This window comes from Pseudomonas sp. NPDC077649, from assembly GCF_044542855.1.
Lineage (GTDB): Bacteria > Pseudomonadota > Gammaproteobacteria > Pseudomonadales > Pseudomonadaceae > Aquipseudomonas.
In genome coordinates, this window is record NZ_JBITVF010000006.1 from 305,894 (window position 1) to 327,278 (window position 21,385).

The window sequence follows — 21,385 nt, forward strand, 5'->3', positions numbered from 1 at the left end:
AATCGGGACGATGGTCAAAGCGCCTCCAGCTTGGCGTAGCTGAGCATCAGCCACTTGCTGCCTTCGCTTTCGAAATTCACCTGCACCCGCGCCTGCGCGCCGGCACCCTCGAAATTGAGGATGGTGCCCTCGCCGAACAGGCTGTGACGCACGCGCTGGCCCAGGTTGAAGGGGGTCTGCGGCACGGCGCTGCCGGCGAACAGGCTGCCACCGCCCATCGCACTGGTGCTCAGCGGGCGGCTGACACTGTTGCTCAGGCGCACTTCCTGAATCAGCGGTGCGGGGATTTCGCGGACGAAGCGCGACACCTTGTTGTAGGTCTCGCTACCGTAGAGACGGCGGGTCTCGGCGTAGCTGATCACCAGCCTGTGCATGGCACGGGTAATGCCGACATAGGCCAGGCGGCGTTCTTCTTCCAGGCGGCCCGGTTCTTCCAGGCTCATCTTGTGCGGGAACAGACCCTCTTCCATGCCGACCAGGAACACCAGGGGGAATTCCAGGCCCTTGGCGCTGTGCAGGGTCATCAGCTGAATGCTGTCCTCGTTCTCGGCGGCCTGGGTGTCGCCGGCCTCCAGCGAGGCGTGGGTGAGGAAGGCCTGCAGCGGGGTCAGCTCCTCGTCTTCGTCGTTCTCGAAGGCGCGCGCGGCGCTGACCAGTTCTTCCAGGTTCTCCACCCGCGCCTGGCCCTTCTCGCCCTTTTCCGCCTGGTGATAGGCGATCAGCCCGCTCTGCTCGATGACGGTCTGGGTCATCAGGTGCAGGGGCATGGCCAGGACCTTCTCGGCCAGGGTCTCGATCAGCTCGATAAAGCCGGCCAGGGCAGTGGAGGCGCGTCCCGGCAAAGCCTTGCCCGCCAGCATCAGGCGAATCGCTTCCCACATGTGCACGTCGTGGGCGCGGGCGTATTCGCGGATGCTCTCGATGGTCTTCTCGCCGATGCCGCGCGCCGGCACGTTGACGATGCGCTCCAGCGCCGCGTCGTTGCCGCGGCCGTCGAGCAGGCGCAGGTAGGCCATGGCGTTCTTGATCTCGGCGCGCTCGAAGAAGCGCTGGCCGCCGTAGATGCGGTAGGGGATCTTCTCGCGCAGCAGCGCCTCTTCCAGCACCCGCGACTGGGCGTTGGAGCGGTAGAGGATGGCGATCTCGCTGCGCTTGAGGCCTTCCTTGCGCAGCGCGTCCTCGATGCTCTCGACCACGTAGCGCGCTTCGTCGTGCTCGTTGAACGCGGCGTACAGCGCCAGCGGCTCGCCGTCGTCGCCGTCGGTCCAGAGTTCCTTGCCCAGGCGCCCCTGGTTGTTGGCGATCAGCGCGTTGGCGGCCTTGAGGATGCCGGCGGTGGAGCGGTAGTTCTGCTCCAGGCGGATCAGCTGGGTATCGGGGAAGTCGCTGGAGAACTGCTGGATGTTCTCGATCCGCGCGCCGCGCCAGCCGTAGATCGACTGGTCGTCGTCGCCCACCACCATCAGGCTGTCGCCGCCCTGGGCCAGCAGACGCAGCCAGGCGTACTGCACGGCGTTGGTGTCCTGGAACTCGTCGACCAGGATATGGCGGAAGCGCCGCTGGTAGTGCTCGAGCAGGCCCGGCTTGTCGCGCCACAGGTCGAGGGCGCGCAGCAGCAGTTCGGAGAAGTCGATCACCCCGGTGCGCGCGCAGGCCGCCTCGTAGGCCTCGTAGATGCCGCGCATGGTGGCCAGGAACAGGTCGCCGCCGGCCTGGATATGCGCCGGGCGCAAGCCCTCGTCCTTTTGCCCGTTGATAAACCACTGCGCCTGCTTGGCCGGCCAGCGCTGCTCGTCCAGGCCCAGCTCGCGGATCACCCGCTTGATCAGGCGCTGCTGGTCGTCGGAGTCGAGAATCTGGAAGTTCTCCGCCAGCCCGGCTTCCTGCCAGTGCGCGCGCAGCAGGCGATGGGCCAGGCCGTGGAAAGTGCCGACCCACATGCCGGCCGGGTTGTGGCCGAGCATCTGCTCGATGCGCGCGCGCATCTCGGCGGCGGCCTTGTTGGTGAAGGTCACCGACAGGATCGAATGGGGCGAGGCGCCCACCGCCTGGATCAGCCAGGCGATGCGGTGCACCAGCACGCGGGTCTTGCCGGAACCGGCGCCGGCCAGCACCAGTTGGCGCCCGAGCGGGGCGGCCACGGCCTGGACCTGGGCGTCGTTGAGAGAAGCGATCAGGAGTTCGGGGTCGTTTTGCATCGCGGCATTCTAGGGGGCGCGGCCACGCCGGGCAAACCGCGCGCGGCGCACGGCGGCAGCTGACGACCGGCGGGTCAGCGCGGCGACCGGCAAACCAGGGCGGCGGCGGCGCGGACGGCCCGTCGAAAGTTAGGCGCGAGCGGGTGAAATTGGTCACATCTTGGTTGGGCGATGCGTCTGTCTCGGGTATTCTGCCGCGACGCCTAGGCACCATTACAAGAAAATCGCCTATGACCGCCACCACTAGCGCCGTAGTCCCTGAAGTGACGCTGGATCCGTACGCGGCCGAACAGCTGTTCGCCACGGATATCGCCGTCGAACGTACCCGCCTGCTCTACCAGGGCTCGCGCCTGCCCACCCTGTTGATGCTGCTCACCGGCCTGGCCTGTGCCTTCCTGTTATGGAGCGAGCAGCGCGCGCCGCTGCTGGCCGCCTGGCTGGGCTGGATGGTGCTGCTGGTATTGCTGCGCCTGGTGCAGGTCAAGGCCTTCGACGCCGCGCTGCCCAGCCGCCAGGCCGAAGCCCACTGGCGCCGGCGCTTCCTGTTCGGCGCCGGCGCCTCGGGGCTGACCCTGGCCTTCGCCGCCATCGTCCTGGTGCCGGCCGATGCCTTCTATCAGCAGGCGCTGCTCTACGGCCTGATCGCCGCGGCGATCCTCTCCGCCAGCGTCGCCTACGCCGTCAGCCTGCCGGCCTTCCTCACCTTCGCCTTGCCCTGCCTGCTGCCCTCGGTGACCTTCCTGCTGGCCGAAGGCAACAACCTGCAGCGCGGCTGGGGCGGGCTCGGCGTGATCCTCTCGCTGGCCTTGCTGGTGGTGGCCTGGCAGGTCAACCGCCTGGTCCAGCGCAGCCTGCTGCAGCGTTTTCACAACCAGGCGCTGATCGCCAACCTGGAGCACGCCAAACAGCGTGCCGAAGGGCTCAATGAAGAACTGGCGCGTGAGGTGGAGCAGCGTCGCCGTGCCGAGCGCGAATTGCGCGGCGCCCATGGCGAGCTGGAAATGCGCGTGGCCGAGCGCACCCTGGAACTGGACGAGGCGACCCACGCCCTGGGCAAGAGCCAGGCGCGCCTGGCCCTGGCCCTGGAGGCCAGCGAACTGGGCCTGTGGGACTGGGATCTGGAAAGCGACCAGGTGCACCACTCGCACCTGCGCGAGCTGTTCGGCCTGGACGCCGAGCAGGTGCAGGTGATGCTGCGCGACCTGACCCCGCGCCTGCACCCGGACGACCTGCCGACGCTGCGCCGCGCCCTGGTCGAGCATATGAAGGGGCGCAGCGACGGCTATCAGGTGGAATACCGGTTCAAGCACGCCGACGGCCACTGGCTGTGGATCGAGGACCGTGGTCGCGCGGTGGAGCGCGACGCCGCCGGGCGCGTGCGGCGCATGCTCGGCACCCGCCGCGACGTCAGCGCGCGGCGTCAGCAGGAGCAGCAGCAGCGCCTGGCGGCCACGGTGTTCGAGGCGGCCAGCGAGGGCATCTTCATCCTCGACCCGGACTACCGCCTGCTGGCGGTCAACCGCGCGTTCAGCGCGGTGACCGGCTACGCCCGCGAGGAGGTGCTGGGGCGCACGGTGACCAGCCTGATCGGCAGCCGCGAGATGCGCCGCCAGTACCAGCTGATCCGCCAGGAGCTGGACGGCAGCGGCAGCTGGCAGAGCGAGCTGATCGAGACGCGCAAGAGCGGCGAGCTCTACCCGCAATGGCTGCAGCTCAACCTGGTGCGCGACGCCAGCGGGCGGCCCAGCCATATCGTCGGCTTCTTCGCCGACCTCAGCGCGCGGCGCGAGGCCGAGGAGCGGCTGCGCTACCTGTCGCACTACGACGAACTGACCGGCCTGGCCAACCGCAGCCTGTTCAAGGAGCGCCTGCACGAGGCCAGCCAGCGCGCGCGGCAGAGCGGGCGCAGCGTCGCCCTGCTGCATATCGACCTGGACCGCTTCAAGCTGCTCAACGACAGCCTCGGCCACGAGGTCGCCGACCAGCTGCTGCGGCAGATGAGCCGCCGCCTGACCCAGGCGGTGCCGGAGGCCGACTGCATCGCGCGGCTGTCCGGCGACGAGTTCGCCATCATCCTCGATGCCTACGGCAGCCTGTCCAGCCTGGCGCGGGTGGCCAGCCGGCTGCTGGCCAAGCTGCGCGTGCCGATGGACGTCGGCGGCCACGAACTGGTGGTCAGCGCCTCGCTGGGCATCAGCCTGCTGCCGGACTACGCGCGCGAGATCAGCGCGCTGATCAGCCAGGCCAACATGGCCGTGCAGCACGCCAAGCACCTGGGCGGCAACACCTTCCAGTTCTTCACCGACAACCTGCAGGCCTGCACCCTGGAGCGCCTGCAGCTGGAGAACCAGCTGCGCAAGGCGATCGAGGAGGGCCAGCTGGAGGTGTTCTACCAGCCCAAGCTGTGCCTGGCCGACGACAGCCTGAATGCCGCCGAGGCGCTGGTGCGCTGGCGCCATCCGCAGCAGGGGCTGGTGCCGCCCGGCGAGTTCATCGGCCTGGCCGAGGAAACCGGGCTGATCGCGCCGATCGGCGAATTCGTCCTGCGCCAGGCCTGTCGGCAGGCGCGCGAGTGGCAGCGCCAGGGCCTGGCGGAGATCCGCGTGTCGGTGAACATCTCGGTGCACCAGCTGCGCCAGGGCAACCTGACCAGCCTGGTGCGCCAGGTGCTGGAGGAAACCGACCTGGCGCCGCGATACCTGGAGCTGGAGCTGACCGAGAGCCAGCTGCTGGACAACGTCGACAGCGTCATCGCCACCTTCCGCCAGCTGCGCGAGCTGGGGGTGAAACTGGCGATCGACGACTTCGGCACCGGCTACTCCTCGCTCAGCTACCTCAAGCGCTTCCCGGTGCACTACGTGAAGATCGACCAGACCTTTATCCGCGACCTGTCGCCGGGCGGCGAGGACGCGGCGATCACCCGCGCGATCATCGCCATGGCCCACAGCCTGGAGCTCAAGGTGGTGGCCGAGGGGGTGGAGACCCAGGCGCAGATGGATTTCCTCAAGAGCCAGCACTGCGACGAGATCCAGGGTTTCCTCATCAGCCGGCCGGTGGAGGCCGAGGCCTTCGCCGCCTTGCTGCGTGCGCAGATCGACGCCCCGGTGTACTGAGGCTGTTCCCTCCCTACCCAGGCGCCGCGGGGACGGCCGGGCCGACCGAATCAAAGATGGCTGCCGGCGTGCGCCGTCCTGGGGGATGCTGGGGGCTCCCGCTCACGACAAGGAGTTCCCGATGGCCGAAGCCCCATCCCTGAGCCTTGGCCAGCGCCTGCTGCTGGCTTCGCAGCGCATGGCGCCGGTGCCGGTGAAGGCGGCCCTGGTGCAGAAGCTCGGCGCCGAGCAGGCGGCGCAGCTGTCGCCGCATCTGCCGCCGGCGCAGCTGCGCGAGCTGATCCTGGCGCTGCCCGTCGAGTTCCTCGCGCAGGTCACCACCCACCTCGACCCGCAGCTGATCCTCGCCACCTACCTCAGCCTGCCCGACAGCCTGCACCTGGAGGTGGCGCGCCGGCTTTGCGTGATCGGCGCCTTCGCCACCGCCGCGCGCTACGCCGAATGCCTGTCGGCCAGGCAGGTCAAGGTGCTGATCTACGGCATCAACGACGCCGACCACGTGCTGCAGATCGCCCGCCATATCCTCGATATCGAGCTGATCGTGCAGAGCCTGCGCAGCTTCTCCACCGCCTACCTGTGCAAGCTGACCGAGGCGGCGGCGGCCGACGACAACGTCGCGGTGTCCGCCCGGGTGCTCGCCGGCCTGCCGTTGCCGCGCCAGGCGGATGTCTGCGCCCACCTCAGACCGGCCGTGCTGCGCGAGCTGCTGCCGCAGCTGCTGGCCGCCAACCCGCAACTGCGCGACTTGCTGCCTGAACGCCTGCAGCAGACGATCCTGGCCTAGGCTGCGCCGCCGGCCCTCACTTGGCGAACAGCTGGCCGATATCCTTGAACGCCTTGAACTCCAGGGCGTTGCCGCAGGGATCGAGCAGAAACAGGGTGGCCTGCTCGCCGACCTGGCCGGCAAAGCGCACGTGGGGCTCGATGACGAAGGCCGTGCCACGTGCCTGCAGGCGCTCGGCCAGCGCCTGCCAGTCGTCCCAGGCCAGCACCACGCCGAAATGCGGCACCGGCACGTCGTGACCGTCCACCGGGTTGCGGTGCGCCGCCTCCTGGTGCGCCATCTTCGGCGCTTCATGGATCACCAGCTGGTGGCCGAAGAAGTCGAAATCCACCCAGTGCTCGCTGCTGCGGCCTTCGGCGCAGCCGAACAGCTCGCCATAGAAGTGCCGCGCCGCGGCCAGGTCGTACACGGGAATCGCCAGGTGAAAGGGAGCTAGGGCCATTGCGGAGTTCCTCTTGGTTGTTCGCCCCCAGCCTAGCAACAGCCAAATCGATTGAAAGCGAATATCCTTGCTCGCAAGCTCAAATAATTTTGATGGATTGCCGATGCTGCGCGAGTTCAAGACCTTCGTCGCCGTCGCCCGCCTGGGCACCTTCGCCGCCGCCGGCCAGCAGGTCGGCCTGACTCAGTCGGCGGTCAGCGCGCAGATGCGCGTGCTGGAACAGCAGCTGGGCGTGCGTCTGTTCGACCGCAGCGGCCGCGCCGCCGTGCTCAACGCCGCCGGCCGGCATGCCCTGCCGCTGGCTGAGCAGATGCTGGCGCTGTACGCGCAGATGGCGCTGCCGCAGGCGGCGGACCAGTGGCAGGGTGAGCTGCGCGTCGGCGCCATCGCCACCCTGCAGACCGGCTTGCTGGCCGAGGCGCTGCCGCGCTTTCGCCAGCTGGCGCCGCGGGTCGAGCTGAAGCTGGTGCCGGGGGTGTCGCTGCAGCTGCTCAGCCAGCTGGATGCCGGCGAACTGGATCTGGCCCTGCTGATCAAGCCGCCGTTCCCGCTGCCCAAGGAGCTGCTGCAGGTGCCGCTGGCGCGCGAGCCTTTCGTGCTGATCGCGCCGCTGGCGACGGAGGGCGACGAGCCGCTGCGGCTGCTCGCCGAACAGCCGTTCGTGCGTTACGACCGCGCCTCGTTCGGCGGCCGTCAGGTCAGTCGTTTCCTCCGCGAACAGCGCCTGAACGTGCGCGAGGCGCTGGAGCTGGACGAGCTGGAGGCCATCGTGCGCCTGGTGGAGAACGGCATGGGCGTGGCCCTGGTGCCGCGCGCCGGGCTGTGGCTGCAGCGGCCGACGCGGCTACGGGTGCTCGAGCTGGGCGAGCTGACCTTCCACCGCGAACTGCTCGCCCTGCTGCGCCGCGCCCAGCGCCAGCCGGCGCTGGATTGCCTGCTGCAGTGCCTGCAGGCGTAGACACCCTGCGTGCGCAACGTGCAGAAAAAAGCCCGCACGGCGGCGGGCTTCTGGATCGGGCAGTGGCTGCGGCTTAGAACGCCGGCACCACGGCGCCCTGGTACTTCTCGGCGATAAAGGCTTTGACCTCGGCGCTGTTCAGCGCCTTGGCCAGCTTCTGCATGGCGGCGCTGTCCTTGTTGTCCGGACGGGCGACCAGCAGGTTGACGTAGGGCGAGTCGCTGCCCTCGATGGCCAGGGCGTCCTGGGTCGGGTTGAGCTTGGCTTCCAGGGCGTAGTTGGTGTTGATCAGGGCGAGGTCGACCTGGCTCAGCACGCGCGGCAGGGTGGCCGCTTCCAGTTCGCGCACCTTGATCGCCTTGGGGTTTTCGACGATGTCCTTGGGCGTGGCGAGGATGCCGGCTTCCGGCTTGAGGGTGATCACCCCGGCCTTTTGCAGCAGCAGCAGGGCACGGCCGCCGTTGGTGGCGTCGTTGGGGATGGCCACGGTGGCGCCCTGCGCCAGTTCGCCGAGGTTCTTGACCTTGCTGGAGTAGGCGCCGAAGGGCTCGACGTGCACGCCGACCACGCCGACCAGCTCGGTCTTGCGGCTGGCGTTGAACTCGTCCAGGTAGGGCTGGTGCTGGAAGAAGTTGGCGTCGAGGTTCTTCTGCTGCACCTGCAGGTTGGGCTGCACGTAGTCGGTGAACACGCGCACCTTCAGTTCCACGCCTTCTTTGGCCAGCGCCGGTTTGACGAATTCGAGGATCTCCGCGTGCGGCACCGGGGTGGCGGCGACGTTGAGGGTTTCGGCCTGGGCCGAGAAGGCCGCGCAAGCGGCCAGGGCAGTCAGCAGTTTCTTCATTTCAAGGTTCCTTTTGGGAAGGTTCGCGCGGGTCCCGCGGGTGGCGAGTCGCCGCTTTTCATCATTACTTGCGAGAAAAATGTACGACGAGGCGATCACCGACCATCTGCAGCACCTGCACCAGGATCAGCAGGAGGATCACGGTCACCGCCATCACGTCCGGCTGGTAGCGCTGGTAGCCGTAGCGCACGGCCAGGTCGCCGAGGCCGCCGCCGCCGATCAGGCCGCTCATGGCGGTGTAGGAGACCAGGGTGATGGCGGTCACGGTGGCCGCCGCCAGCAGCCCGGGCAGGGCCTCGGGCAGCAGCGCGCGGGTGATGATCTGCCAGGTGCTGGCGCCCATGGCCTGGGTCGCCTCGATGATGCCGCGCTCGACTTCGCGCAGGGCGGTTTCCACCAGGCGCGCGAAGAACGGCGTGGCGCCCACCACCAGCGGCGGGATGGCGCCGGCCACGCCCAGCGAGGTGCCGACCAGCAGCTCGGTGAGCGGGATCATCAGGATCAAGAGGATGACGAAGGGCACCGAGCGCAGGATGTTGACCACCAGCGACAGCGCGCCGTACAGCGCCTTCTGTTCGAACAGCTGGCGCGGGCCGGTGAGAAACAGCAGCACGCCGAGCGGCAGGCCGAGCAGCACGGTGAACAGCATCGAGCCGAGCAGCATGTTCAGGGTGTCGAGGCTGGCCTGCCAGATTTCCGGCCAGAACACGTTGGGCAGCAGTTGTTCGAGCATCAGCGCAGTACCTCCAGATGCACCTCGGCGGCGCCGAAGCGCGCCAGCGCGGCGTCGATGTCGCCACCGGTCAGGGCCAGGGTCAGCTGGCCGTAGGGGGTGTCCTTGATGCGGTCGATGCGCCCGGCGAGGATGCTGTAGTCCACTCCGGTCTCGCGCGCCACGGTACCCAGCAGCGGCGCGTAGGTGGCTTCGCCCTGGAAGGTCAGGCGCAGGATGCGGCCCTGCACATGAGCGAAGTCGTCGTGCTGCTCGGCCTCGTCGACGTGCTCGGACTCCAGCACGAAGCGCCGCGTGGTCGGGTGCTGCGGATGGAGGAACACCTGGGCCACCGGGCCTTCCTCGACTATGACGCCGGCGTCCATCACCGCCACGCGGTCGCAGACGCGGCGGATCACGTCCATCTCGTGGGTGATCAGCACTATGGTCAGGCCCAGTTCGCGGTTGATCTCGGCCAGCAGCTGCAGCACGGCGGCGGTGGTCTGCGGGTCGAGGGCGCTGGTGGCCTCGTCGCACAGCAGGATCTTCGGCCGGGTGCTCAGCGCCCGGGCGATGCCGACGCGCTGCTTCTGCCCGCCGGAGAGCTGCGCCGGGTACTTGTTGGCGTGCTCCTGCAGGCCGACGCGGGCCAGCAGCTCGGCGACGCGGGCGTCGATCTCGGCGCGGCTCAGCTCGCCGGCCAGGCGCAGCGGCATGGCGATATTGTCGGCGACGGTCTTCGACGACAGCAGGTTGAAGTGCTGGAAGATCATCCCGACCTGCTGGCGGAAGCGGCGCAGGCCCTGGGCATCGAGGGCGGTGACGTCGACGCCGTCGATCTCGATGCGCCCGCCGGAGGGCTCCTCCAGGCGGTTGATCAGGCGCAGCAGGGTGCTCTTGCCGGCGCCGGAATGGCCGATGATGCCGAACACCTGACCGCGTTCGATCTGCAGCGCGGTCGGCTGCAGTGCGGGGATCTCGCGGCCGGCGACGCGGTAGGCCTTGTGGACGGATTGAAACTGGATCACGCGAACGACCTTTTGGGTATGTTCAAGGGCGGGCTCCACGGTAGGTGAGCCGGCCAGCGGGCGCCGGGTGGGCGCAAAAGGGCGCTAGTCTACCCGGCCGTGTTTAGGCCGAGAAAATCTTTGTTGGCCTATGGTTATTACAAAATCGCATTAATGAGGCAGGTTTTCCGAACAGTCTAGGCGGCTCACGCTCAGCCGCGTCGCGGGCTGAGCAGCAGCCGCGGCACCTGTTGCGGCACGATCGTCTGGCTCAGTTGCGGGCGAAAGGTCGGGTCGAGCTTCTTGATCCGCGCCGACAGCAGCGCCGCGACCCAAGGATAGTCCTTGGCCTCGCGCACTTCGATGCGCACGGCGCAGCGGAAGGTCACCACGTCCGCCGCCACGCCATCGAGCAGGCGGCGCAGGCGCTCGTTGTCCTGCTTGTCCAGCATCGGCATGGCCACCGCGCTGCTGGCCGCGGCGGGGTCGATCAGGCGCGCCCTGGGCGGCTCGGCGACGGCCGGCGCGGGGGCGGCGAGCTTGGCCGGAACGGCGGCGGCCAGGCGCTCGACCGCCAGGCGCTGCTCGCGCAGTTGCGCTTGGCGCTGCGCGTCGAGCTGGGCGGCGTCGCGCGCCTGCTGTTCGGCGGCGGCCTGGCGGGCGTCGCGGGCGTTCTCGATGGCCTGCTGCAGATCGCCGCTCAGCGCCGGGGCCTGCGGCAGCAGGCTGCGCGCCTGGCCGAGGGCCTTGGCGGCGCGATCCAGATCGCCCTGCTGCAGGGCTTCGCGGCCCTGCTGCAGATAGGCGTCGGCCAGCTGGCGGCGGTACTGCTCGAGACGGGTGTCGCCGGCGGCGCTGCGCTCGAGGGCGGCGAGCTGGGTCTGGGCATCGTCCAGCCGCTCCTCGGCCAGGCTCAGATCGAGCTGGCGCAGGGCGAGCACCAGCTCGTCGACCGGCGGCAGCGGCTGCTGCGGGGCCTGCTGGCAGCCAGCGAGGAACAGAACCAGCAGCAGGGGGAAACCACGGAAAACGAACGACTTCATGACTGTGCGTCTCGGATTGTGCAAAAAACGCGCAATCATACAGGGTTGCACCGGCGAATTCACGCCGATCGGCAAGGCTCTGGCCCGGATGGCATCCGCGCTACGCAGGGGCGAGGACGCTATCAGGCGTTGCGCTTGGGCAGGGCGAAGCTGGCGAGAAACAGCGCGGCGGCACTGACGACTATGGACGGCCCGGCCGGGGTGTCCTGGAACCAGGACAGGCTGAGCCCGGCGCACACCGCCACCAGGCCGAGCAGGCTGGCGCCCAGGGCCATCTGCTCCGGGGTGCGCGCGTGGCGCTGGGCGGCGGCCGCGGGGATGATCAGCAGCGAGGTGATCAGCAGCACGCCGACTATCTTCATTGCCACGGCGATCACCACGGCGATCAGCAGCATCAGCGCCAGGCGGATGGCCGCCACCGGCAGGCCCTCGACCCGCGCCAGCTCCTCATGCACGGTGATCGCCAGCAGCGGCCGCCACAGCAGCGCCAGCAGCACCAGCACCAGCGCGCTGCCGCCGAGAATCCAGGCCAGGTCGGCCGGGCCGACGGCGAGCAGGTCGCCGAACAGGTAGCCCATCAGGTCGATGCGCACCTCGTGCATAAAGCTCAGCACCACCAGCCCCAATGACAGGGTGCTATGGGCGAGGATGCCCAGCAGGGTGTCCGAAGCCAGCGGCTGGCGCTGCTGCAAAGTCACCAGCAGCACGGCGAGCAGCACGCAGCCGACCGTCACCGCCAGGGTCGGGCTGACGTCGAGCATCAGGCCGAGGGCCACGCCGAGCAGGGCGGCGTGGGACAGGGTGTCGCCGAAATAGGCCATGCGCCGCCACACCACGAAGGAGCCGAGCGGGCCGGCCACCAGGGCCAGCGCCAGGCCGGCGAGCAGGGCGTTGAGGAGAAAATCGGGCATCAGTGTTTGCAGTCCGGGCCGTGGACGTGGGCCGGGCCGTGGATGGTCAGGCCCGGCTTGACCACGCTGCCGTGCAGGTCGTGGTCATGGTCGTGATGGTGGTGGTAGACGGCCAGGCTCTTGGCGTCCTGGCCGAACAGTTCGATAAAGGCCGGATCGAAGCTGACCTGTTCCGGGTGGCCGGAGCAGCACACATGGCGATTCAGGCAGACCACCTGGTCGGTGGCGCTCATCACCAGGTGCAGGTCGTGCGAGACCATCAGCACGCCGCAGCCGTGGCGCTCGCGCAGGCGCGAGATCAGCCGGTACAGTTCGGCCTGGCCGGCGACGTCGACGCCCTGTACCGGCTCGTCCAGCACCAGCAGTTCGGGCTCGCGCAGCAGCGCGCGGGCCAGCAGCACGCGTTGCAGCTCGCCGCCGGAGATGCCCTGCAGCGGGCTGTCGATCACCTGTTCGGCGCCGACTTCGGCCAGCGCGGCCAGCGCGCGGGTGCGGTCGACACCCGGCACCAGGCGCAGGAAACGCAGCACCGACAGCGGCAGGGTGGCGTCGACGTGCAGCTTCTGCGGCATGTAGCCGATGCGCAGGCGCGGCTTGCGCCAGACGCTGCCGCGCTCGGCCTGCAGCAGGCCGAGGACGACGCGCACCAGGGTGGTCTTGCCGGCGCCGTTGGGGCCGATCAGGGTGACGATTTCGCCCGGGCGCACGCTCAGATGGGCGTCTTCCAGCACCGCCTGGCCGTTGAAGCTGACGGCGATGTTGGCGAGGCGGATCAGCGCCTCGCTCATGCCGCGCCCTTGCAGCCGGCGCAGAGACCGACCACTTCCACGGTCTGCGCTTCGACGGCGAAGCCGACCCCGGCGGCGCCCTCGACTATGGCCTGGCTTATGGCCGGCTGTTCCAGCTCGATGGCGGCATGGCAGGCGCGGCAGATCAGGAACTGACCCTGGTGCGCGTGCTCCGGGTGGCTGCAGCCGACGAAGGCGTTGAGCGAGGCGATGCGGTGCACCAGGCCGTTTTCCAGGAGGAAATCAAGCGCCCGGTAGACGGTCGGCGGCGCGGCGCGGCGGCCGTCCTCGTCGCTCAGCACGCCGAGGATGTCGTAGGCACCGAGCGGCTTGTGGCTGGCCCACACCAGTTCCAGCACGCGCTTGCGCAGGGCGGTCAGGCGCAGGCCCTGGCGCGTGCAGATGGACTCGGCCTCGGCCAGGGCATGGCTGACGCAGCGGGAGTGGTCGTGGGGGCGCGAGGCCAGGGGCGTGTCGGTCATGGGCAAGGACGGCGCGGGCTGGAGACGTTATTATATTACCCGTTCAATCCCGCCCGAGTATGCCCCGTGTCGCGTCTTTTCTGTCTCGTTGCCCTGCTGTTCGTCGCCAATGCCCAGGCCGAGGTGCGCCTGCTCACCAGCATCAAGCCGCTGCAACTGATCGCCGCGGCGGTGCAGGACGGCGTCGGCGTGCCCGATGTGCTGCTGCCCCCCGGCGCCTCGCCGCATCACTATGCGCTGCGTCCGTCCGACGTGCGCCGGGTGCGCGAGGCTGACCTGCTGTACTGGATCGGCCCGGACATGGAAGGCTTCCTGCCGCGGGTGCTGGATGGGCGCGACAAGCCGGACGTGGCGGTGCAGGAACTGCCCGGCCTGAGCCTGCGTCATTTCGGCGACAGCCATGCTGGGCACGAGCACGAGCACGAGCACGAGCACGAGCACGACGAGCATGGCCATGATCAGGCGGACGACGGCCTGGGCCATGACCATGACCATCGCCCTGGCAGCCTCGACGCCCACCTCTGGCTGCTGCCGGCCAACGCCCGGGTGATCGCCGCGCGCATGGCCGCCGACCTGGCCAATCTCGACGTTGCCAACGCCGCGCGCTACGCCGCCAACCTGCAGGCCTTCGAAGCCCGCCTGGATGCACTGGATGGCCGTATCCGCCCGCAGCTGGCGAGCATCGCCGACAAGCCCTATTTCGTCTTCCACGAGGCCTACGACTACTTCGAGGCCGCCTACGGGCTCAAGCATGCCGGCGTGTTCAGCGTGCTCGACGAGGTGCAACCCGGCGCCCGCCACGTCGCCGCCATGCGCCAGCGCCTGCAGCAGGCCGGCCCCAGCTGCGTGTTCAGCGAGCCGCCGCTGCGCCCGCGCCTGGCGGAAACCCTTACCGCCGGCCTGCCGGTGCAACTGGCCGAGCTGGATGCGCTCGGCGGCGAGCTGCCGGTGAGCGCCACGAGCTACGAGCAACTCCTGGAAAACCTGGCCAATGGCCTGACGGAGTGTCTGGGTAGCCTGTAAAACGAGTCTCGCTCTGCTTCCGGGTGAGGTCCTCATAATTCGTAGCGCCTTCTCGCGGCAGTGTGCGTGGGAGGGCTTTAGTCGCGACCAGCCGAGCTACGAACTGTAACCACCCGTACGTTGCCGCTCGCAGTCGCTAACCACTAGGCTTGCGCTTTTGCCGCGAGCGCCCGCCATGTCGCCATCCGCACCTCGCCCGTCCAACGCCACGCTGGTGCTGCTGGCCTCGCTCTATTGCGCGCAGGGCCTGCCATCCGGGCTGATCGCCCACTCGCTGCCGGTGCTGCTGCGCCAGCACGGCGTCGACCTGGCGCTGATCGGCCTGCTCAAACTGCTGGCGCTGCCCTGGCTGCTCAAGGTGTTCTGGGCGCCCTGGATCGACCGCCTGGCTTCACCGCGCTTGGGCCATCATCGCGGCTGGATTCTGCCGCTGCAGGCAGGCGTGATCCTCTGCGTGGCTGCGTTAGCCACGTTGGCGCCGCAGACCCTGTTCGGCTCAGGCCTGTGGCTGCTGCTGGGCCTGCTGCTGACGATCAATCTGCTGGCGTCCACCCAGGACATCGCCACCGACGGCCTTACCGTGCGCCTGCTGCCCGAGCGCTGGCGCGGCCTGGGCAACAGCCTGCAGGTGGGCGGCTACAAGGTCGGCATGATCGTCAGCGGCAGCGGCCTGCTGCTGGTGATCGACCCGCTGGGCTGGAACCTTGCCGTTGGTCTGCTGGCCGGGCTGATTCTGCTGATGACCGTGCCGATCTGGCTGTTCCCCGAGCGCCGGGTATTGCCCTTCCAGCCGGCATTGGCGGAAAGCGCACTGGGCCCGCGTCTGCTGCTCGAGCACTACCGCGGCCTGCTGGCGCAACCCGGCATGCTGCTGTGGCTGGCAGTGGTGCTGACCTTCAAGCTGGGCGATTCGCTCGGCTCGCCGATGATCAAGCCGATGCTGGTGGACCAGGGCTGGAGCACCGCGGCGCTCGGTCAACTGACCCTGATCAGCAGCCTGGCCGGCATCGCCGGCGCCCTGCTCGGCGGCCTGCTCTACGCCCGCATCGGCGTGTTGCGCGCGCTGATCCTGTTCGGCGCCCTGCAGGCTCTCGGCATCGCCGCCATGGCACTGCTGGTGGGGCAGGGCGGCAATGTCGGACTGGTCTACGCCGTGACCCTGTTCGAACAGGTGGCCGACGGCATGTCCACCGTCGCCCTGTTCGCCGCCATGATGCGCATGTGCCGCCCCGAACACGAAGGCGCCGATTTCACCCTGCAGGCCTCGGCGCAGTTGCTGCTGTCCGGCTTCGTCGGGGCCAGCAGCGGGGTGTTGGCCAAGGTGTTGGGGTATGAGGGGTTGTTCATCGGGGCGGGGGTGTTGGGTTTGCTGGTGCTGACGGTGGTTTTCATGCATGCGAGGTGGTCGCGACGGGGCCTCTAGAACCAGGTCACGAATAGGGCGTCAGAGACAAATCCATGCTTCGTATGACAGGGCGCACAGAGCACGGGCGTGAACCTGGCGTTGCCCGCCTGGCGGTAGGTATTGTCTGAGCCCTGCCGATAAAGCCAATTTCCCTGGCTGGCCTGTTAGGCTAAGCCGCCGATCTGATTGACAAGGACGTTGCCATGTATCGTCGACTGATACTTCCTCTTATCGCTCCGCTGCTGGTGGTGGGTTGCCAGGCGCAGTCGCAGCCCCTGCCGAAAAGCGAAAAGCTCAGCCCGGAGAAGGTTGCGGCCATCGCCGAGCGAATCGACTCGCAGTACGCCAAGCTATCCGCCGAGCTGCGCAGCCAGGTGCTCACTACAGTGGTGCGCTCGCTGGATGAGATGGTGTTTATCGAAGGGGGCGAGTTCGAGATGGGCGACTTCGGCGCGCCCTGCGATTTCGATCAGACCAATATGGGCACCTGGCCCTATGGCTACGAGCCGGATGAGCTGTGTCCGATTACCCCCAAGTTCCACGATGACTATCTGCATCAGGTGCGTTTGAGTAGTTACTACCTGGCGAGTTACCAAACTCGGCTGGGAGATTTCGATTTATTCCGTACCAGCCAGGGACTACCTTTGTTCGATGTGGAGTATCGAGATAGGAAAGATTTAGCTGGCGAATTTGATCCGAACAAGCCTGCTCCACCCAAAGAATGGCAAGAGGCCAAAGACTATTGTCTGTGGTTGGGGCAGCTCAGTGGCTATCCAGTGGGCTTGCCGACTGAGGCACAGTGGGAATATGCCGCCCGTAATCGTGGACAGTACGTACAATTCCCTACGGATACGGGAAGCCTGGACTATGGGCGTAATATTCCTCGTGATGAAGACACCGACATACATCCCGTTGGACAGTTCGCTCCGAATCCACTGGGCCTATATGATATGGCTGGTAACGCCACCGACTGGGTCAATGACTGGTATGACCCTGATTACTACAGAAATTCGCCTGCTGATAATCCACAAGGGCCAACTACAGGCGCCCAGAAGATTCGTCGAGGGTCAAACTATTTTGAGTCAGGTTGGCAGTCTGCGAATACAGTTCGACGCTGGGCAGATAAGCCAGAGCAGGACGGATATTATCCAGGAACCAGTTTCCGCTGCGCTATTCAGCTCGACCATGAACTTTAAGAGACAAGGGCTCCCTATTGGGAGCCCTTGCTTTTTAGGCTAGCCCGTCGAACTGCCCACTGGATCTTGCCGCGATCAGAACGTCGCGCTTGCGCCATGCGTCTGTGGGTGTCCAAGCCAGCATCACAGTCGGGCTGGAGTCCATTGAGCCCGGTAGACCGCGTACGGCCAGTTGCTCGATAAATTGATTGAACTCCTGCTGCTGCCGTCCATCGAGCAGACGGTTAAGACGATTGAGGCTTTCCATTGCATTGACCTTGGCGCCATTCGGTGAGCAATGTTCCATTGCCTCTATGAATTGACGCCAGCGGCGATAAAGGTGGCTGAGTAGCAGGACGATCGCTTTTTCTTGGTATTCCTGAAAGCTTTCCACATAGCTTTCACTAAGCACATACAGCATTGGGCCGACGGTTTGCGGTGGAAGTTTATCTAGAGGTAAGCGCTTGCCATTTATCAGTACGGCGCGATTAGTCAGAAGATAGCGGGCTAGGTTTTCTGCCTCGACCATGGAGGCGCTACGCCTCCTCCACCAAATGGACATCTTTTGAGCACCATTTTCAAACGCCTGGATTGCAGCAGTACCAGGTGCGCTTGCCACTTGATACAAACCCCAAGCCATATAGTTAAAAGCCTCCTGAGAAACCCCCAGCAGATATCGATAATCCACATCAGCCAGTGCTTCACACACCAGCTTCAGCAGTGCGTAGGTTTTCTCCAGATCCACCACGGTCGAGAAGCCACCGCTGGCCCCGGGACCGAACACCAGGCGGCCTTTGCAGTTCACGGCGAGTCGGTCGCTGGCGATGGTGATACCGAAGTCGCCACCAATACCGGCACCGAAGGCCGCGCTGGCCTCGGCCTTGATTTCGGCCAGGCTGCTCCATCTGCTGCCAGCGTTGGACTGACCGCTGACAATGGCGCCGCGTCCCTGTTCGGAAGGGTCGACCCACTGCAGCGCACCGCTCAATGCGCCACCTGCCTGGGCACCGGCGAAGGCATCGCCTTTCAGGCCGATATTGCCGCCGCGGCTGGGGGCGATATGAGGTGAGCCGAGCAGCGCCGTGGCGCCCCCCGCGGCTTCGTCGCCGGGCTTGTAGCGCACGCTGACGCCCGCCGAGGCCTGGGCATGGGCACCGACGAAACAGGACAGCTCCACTTTTCCTTGCAGACGTATGACGCCCAGCGGGCAATCGACCTCGCGCCCTTCCGCGTTGCGGTAGCGCAGGCGCAGTGGGTAGCCGCCTTGGGAGGGGAAGAAGCTGGTGAGCGAAACCGAGCCTTCCGCCAGCGAGAACGCGGCACTGCCCTTGGCGCCGACTTCGATATTGCCCTGGGCTGGATTCCAGTTGTTCACGCCGGCACTGGCGCTGGCAGCAAAGCGCAGGGCATGGGCTTCCGATGAGACGGCGTAGGGGGCGGAGTCATCCGGGTTGCTGGTCCAGCTGGTCTCTTTGTGCAGGGCGTTGAGTAGGTTGTCTTCTTTGCTCGTCCAGCCGACCAGCTTGGCCTCCAATGCGCCGATTGGGCTGGCTTTGCGGCCTTCGCCAATTCCCTTGCGGATATCGTCGAGCAAATCCTTGGCCAATTGACTGCCGAAGGGTTTGCCTGCCAGTACGGTACTGCGCACCTTGAGTTTCCAGTCCACCTGCTCGTGGTAGCGGGTGCTGATGTAATAGCGTCGGTCCGGTTGGCTGAACAGCACGACTTCGACGACGGTGACACCACTTCGGCGTCTTGTACCTCGTTCTCTTTCGCCGCTGCGGCCACGTCCGTGAGCCAGATCCGGGCGGGTGCCGCTGCCCAGGGTGCTGCTGTCATCCGGCTTGCTCGATAGCCGTCCACGTAGAGTGACGATCTCTGCATCCAGCTCGGCCAGCTTCTTCTGCCGCAGTGCTCGCCAGTTGCTTTCCATCAGGTTGCCGGTGGCGTGAGAAGAGTTGAACCAGGGGGTATAGGATGCGTACCAGTTGCGCGCATCCTGCAGAGTGCGCAGCTGGCCCTGGATGTCTTCCGCGGAGGTCAGCAGGGGGATTTCGTTCTCCTGCGGAGGAGGGGACAGCAGTAGAAGGCCGGCCTGTTCGGCTTTTTCGTTCCAGGCCTGTTTGATGCAGCGGCTGCAGTCGCATGCGTTGCCCTGGGTGCGTTCCTTCAGGCATTCGATGCGTTCTTTGGCCTGGGCCAGCTTCTGCTGCAATTCGTCCATCAATGCCTGTACACGCTGGATTTCGCGCTTCAGTGCCTGGGCTTGTGGTTCGGTCAGCACGTAGTAGTGGGTGTCGCCTGTGATATGCACCACATCGACCAACTCGTCGTTGCATTGGCTGGCACACTGCGCCTGCGCGCTGCTGGGGTCGTTGGCGTGCTGGGCAGGGGGTAACTGTCTTGCCCCGCCAGCGGAGGGCGCCGCTGCGGGCGTTTCATTGGCCGCAGCCTGGGCGGGGAGTTTGAGCTTCCAGCCGGGCTGAATGATGTTCGGGTCGCGAATTATCGGATTGATTCGCTGCAGCTCAGCCGTTGTGGTGGCGTGTTGTTGGGCGACGCCGCTGAGGGTATCGCCGCGTTGCACGATGTAAGTCTTGCCGCTCGACATGTCCTTGTCCCTAGCCCGAAAGGCTTTCCAGTTCATCCAGTTTTGCGCCCGTCGTCAGATCCTGGCGCGCCAGGACTGTTCGTGCAGGCTCTGATTTCCAGAATCCCGTGCCATGGCTCAGGGTCAGTCGCAGCCAGCGTTCGTATTGGGCTTTCTGGGTAATGCCGATGTCGTAGGCAGCAAGCAACTGTTGTTGCACGAAGTCTTCGGGAGGCGAGGCTTCGATCACCGCGGCGTAGTCATCGGCCATCTGTGCGGCGATCAGCCGTAGTCGCACCTTCTCCATCTCTCGCTGTCGTTGTTGACCCAACCATAGCCAGCCGGGCTGTTGCAGCCTGCCGTCCCACGGTTGTGGGCGAGAGGCGTAGCGCCAGCCCAGTTCGTTGCGCCAGGCCAACCCGGAAAACGGGCCAAAGAATGCCTGCCGCTCTCCAGCGCTCAGGGTTTCCAGAAGCGGCTCGATCCAGCGTGGTTCGAAGAAGCGCATCAACTGGTCGGGACGCTCTTCCGTGCGGACGCAAAGCAGGCTTTGGCAATGTGTAACCGCGGCATTCCAGTGTTGCAGGTCATCCAGATAGAGCAGGCAGCCCGCGTCGCTTTGGGCCAGCAGGGCGTGGGCGTACTCGCTCCACGGATCGTCTGTCGAGCTGATCACCAGCGCTGGGCCCTGCTCGCTCAGGGCCCGATAGGGCGTATCCAGAAAAAGCGGCGCCCATTGTGGCGTGCCCTCTGGCGCTAGCTGATAAAGCCACCTTGGCATATCCGGGTCGGCGGTAGCTTCGAGGATCACGCAGCGAAGGTGTGTATCCGGTGCCTGCTCGAACGGGGAGGGGATCGGGTTCGCCATGTCGCTCATCCGTGATTGTGGATCATGCATTTCCCGCTGGCGTCGAACACGCAACCAGAGGCAGGCAGCAGGTGTCCGGCTAGGGCCTGGTCGCGGTAGTTGCTGGTTACCATACCGGCTTCATCCGCATCCGCCGGCTTCGCCGCCCCCGGCAGTATCGGTGCCGCTCCCGAGCCGCTGCCCGGTACGCCGCCGGAGTTGATCTTGATCACCGGCCCGACCAGGGTGATGCCGCCGCCGTCGAGTTTGATAAAGCTGCCGCCGCCCTTGAGGGTCAGTTCGCTGCCTGCCTCCAACACCACCTTGAGCCCGCTGGAGAGGTGGATCTCGCTGCCGGCCTGGATGAACTGGCCGTTGCCCAGCTTGATGTGCTGGCTGTCGCCGACGGTGAGGTGGTCGTTGGCCTTGATCTCGGTCTTGCGGTCGGCATGGGTGGTGCGGTGTTCTTCGGCCTTGAAGTGGCTGTAGGCATTGGCCTCGACCGTGTCGTGGCGTTCGTTGCCGACGCGGATCTTCTGGTCGTGCTCGATGTTCTCGTCCCAGTCGCGCTGGGCGTGAAGATAGATCTGCTCGGCGCCCTTGCGATCCTCGATGCGCAGTTCGTTGTAGCCGCCACCGCCGGGGCTGCTGAGGGTCTTGAACACGCTGCGGGTCTTGTTCGCCGGCAGGTCGTAGGGCACCACATGTTCGGCGTGGTACAGGCAGCCGGTGATCAGCGGCTGATCGGGGTCGCCTTCGAGGAAGGTGACCAGCACTTCCATGCCGATGCGCGGGATGGTGATGGCGCCGTAACGATCACCGGCCCAGCTGGAGCTGACCCGCAGCCAGCAGCTGGTCTTGTCGTCGGCCTGGCCTTCGCGATCCCAGAAGAATTGCACCTTCACTCGACCATATTCGTCGCAGTGGATTTCCTCGCCGACAGGTCCCGTGACCACGGCGCTCTGGCTGCCGAGTATGCGCGGCTTGGGGTGGGCCAACTGGGGACGGTAGGGCACGTTCCAGGGCGTGGCGGTGAAGCGGTTGCGGTAGCCTTGGGTGAAGC

At 66.6% G+C, this 21,385-nt stretch carries 18 protein-coding genes; 6 read left to right on the top strand and 12 right to left on the bottom strand.

The features are described from left to right. Positions 1-14: 14 nt before the first annotated feature. Complete coding sequence (gene uvrD / locus ACIGFL_RS18995; protein WP_397498176.1) at positions 15-2,198, bottom strand: DNA helicase II; 2,184 nt, start codon at positions 2,196-2,198, stop codon at positions 15-17. Positions 2,199-2,428: 230 nt separating this feature from the next. On the opposite strand from uvrD, the gene ACIGFL_RS19000 reads away from it, so the two are divergent. Continuing rightward, the gene (locus tag ACIGFL_RS19000; RefSeq protein WP_397498177.1) at positions 2,429-5,311 is read left to right on the top strand and encodes an EAL domain-containing protein; all 2,883 of its coding nucleotides are present in this window, start codon (positions 2,429-2,431) and stop codon (positions 5,309-5,311) included. A gap of 121 nt (positions 5,312-5,432) precedes the next feature. After that, a complete protein-coding gene (locus tag ACIGFL_RS19005) occupies positions 5,433-6,095 on the top strand; it encodes a hypothetical protein (protein WP_397498178.1) in 663 nt (220 codons plus the stop codon). A gap of 16 nt (positions 6,096-6,111) precedes the next feature. Here the strand turns inward: ACIGFL_RS19005 and ACIGFL_RS19010 are convergent, their stop codons facing one another. Continuing rightward, entirely contained in the window at positions 6,112-6,537 is a 426-nt protein-coding gene (locus ACIGFL_RS19010; RefSeq protein ID WP_397498179.1) for a VOC family protein, read from the bottom strand. 103 nt (positions 6,538-6,640) lie between these two features. Between ACIGFL_RS19010 and ACIGFL_RS19015 the strand changes: the two genes are divergently transcribed. Next, positions 6,641-7,495 (top strand): LysR substrate-binding domain-containing protein, encoded by an 855-nt coding sequence (locus ACIGFL_RS19015; protein WP_397498180.1) that lies wholly within the window; start codon positions 6,641-6,643, stop codon positions 7,493-7,495. Between the two features lie 73 nt (positions 7,496-7,568). On the opposite strand, the gene ACIGFL_RS19020 is transcribed toward ACIGFL_RS19015, so the two are convergent. The 7 genes from ACIGFL_RS19020 to zur form a co-directional block, all read right to left on the bottom strand. After that, positions 7,569-8,339, bottom strand: a complete 771-nt coding sequence (locus tag ACIGFL_RS19020) for a MetQ/NlpA family ABC transporter substrate-binding protein (RefSeq protein WP_021443439.1) — start codon at positions 8,337-8,339, stop codon at positions 7,569-7,571. Between the two features lie 64 nt (positions 8,340-8,403). After that, entirely contained in the window at positions 8,404-9,072 is a 669-nt protein-coding gene (locus ACIGFL_RS19025; RefSeq protein WP_021443438.1) for a methionine ABC transporter permease, read from the bottom strand. After that, a complete protein-coding gene (locus tag ACIGFL_RS19030; RefSeq protein ID WP_021443437.1) occupies positions 9,072-10,079 on the bottom strand; it encodes a methionine ABC transporter ATP-binding protein in 1,008 nt (335 codons plus the stop codon). Before ACIGFL_RS19030 ends, ACIGFL_RS19025 begins: the two co-directional genes overlap by 1 nt. Before the next feature lie 191 nt (positions 10,080-10,270). Then, complete coding sequence (locus ACIGFL_RS19035; protein WP_397498181.1) at positions 10,271-11,101, bottom strand: PA5502 family lipoprotein; 831 nt, start codon at positions 11,099-11,101, stop codon at positions 10,271-10,273. Positions 11,102-11,223: 122 nt separating this feature from the next. Continuing rightward, positions 11,224-12,012 (bottom strand): zinc ABC transporter permease subunit ZnuB, encoded by a 789-nt coding sequence (gene znuB / locus ACIGFL_RS19040; RefSeq protein ID WP_021444556.1) that lies wholly within the window; start codon positions 12,010-12,012, stop codon positions 11,224-11,226. Further along, positions 12,012-12,800, bottom strand: coding sequence for a zinc ABC transporter ATP-binding protein ZnuC (gene znuC, locus ACIGFL_RS19045; RefSeq protein ID WP_397498182.1), 789 nt, complete (start codon positions 12,798-12,800; stop codon positions 12,012-12,014). The genes znuB and znuC overlap by 1 nt, the downstream gene beginning before the upstream one ends. Then, positions 12,797-13,282, bottom strand: coding sequence for a zinc uptake transcriptional repressor Zur (gene zur, locus ACIGFL_RS19050; protein ID WP_122110166.1), 486 nt, complete (start codon positions 13,280-13,282; stop codon positions 12,797-12,799). Before zur ends, znuC begins: the two co-directional genes overlap by 4 nt. A 66-nt stretch (positions 13,283-13,348) precedes the next feature. Here zur and znuA point away from each other — a divergent pair, with 66 nt between their 5' ends. The 3 genes from znuA to ACIGFL_RS19065 all read left to right on the top strand — a co-directional run bounded on the left by znuA (position 13,349) and on the right by ACIGFL_RS19065 (position 16,906). Next, entirely contained in the window at positions 13,349-14,305 is a 957-nt protein-coding gene (znuA, locus tag ACIGFL_RS19055) for a zinc ABC transporter substrate-binding protein ZnuA (RefSeq protein ID WP_397498183.1), read from the top strand. A 175-nt stretch (positions 14,306-14,480) separates the two neighbouring features. Then, positions 14,481-15,728: an MFS transporter gene (locus ACIGFL_RS19060; protein WP_397498184.1), complete on the top strand. Its 1,248-nt coding sequence runs from the start codon at positions 14,481-14,483 to the stop codon at positions 15,726-15,728. A 185-nt stretch (positions 15,729-15,913) separates the two neighbouring features. Next, complete coding sequence (locus tag ACIGFL_RS19065; protein ID WP_397498185.1) at positions 15,914-16,906, top strand: formylglycine-generating enzyme family protein; 993 nt, start codon at positions 15,914-15,916, stop codon at positions 16,904-16,906. Between the two features lie 34 nt (positions 16,907-16,940). Here the strand turns inward: ACIGFL_RS19065 and ACIGFL_RS19070 are convergent, their stop codons facing one another. The 3 genes from ACIGFL_RS19070 to tssI form a co-directional block, all read right to left on the bottom strand. Then, positions 16,941-19,496: a LysM peptidoglycan-binding domain-containing protein gene (locus ACIGFL_RS19070; protein ID WP_397498186.1), complete on the bottom strand. Its 2,556-nt coding sequence runs from the start codon at positions 19,494-19,496 to the stop codon at positions 16,941-16,943. Positions 19,497-19,506: 10 nt separating this feature from the next. Beyond that, positions 19,507-20,343 (bottom strand): DUF4123 domain-containing protein, encoded by an 837-nt coding sequence (locus ACIGFL_RS19075; RefSeq protein WP_397498187.1) that lies wholly within the window; start codon positions 20,341-20,343, stop codon positions 19,507-19,509. A gap of 5 nt (positions 20,344-20,348) precedes the next feature. Then, on the bottom strand, positions 20,349-21,385 hold a 1,037-nt coding region (gene tssI, locus ACIGFL_RS19080), incomplete at its 5' end, for a type VI secretion system tip protein TssI/VgrG (protein WP_397498188.1).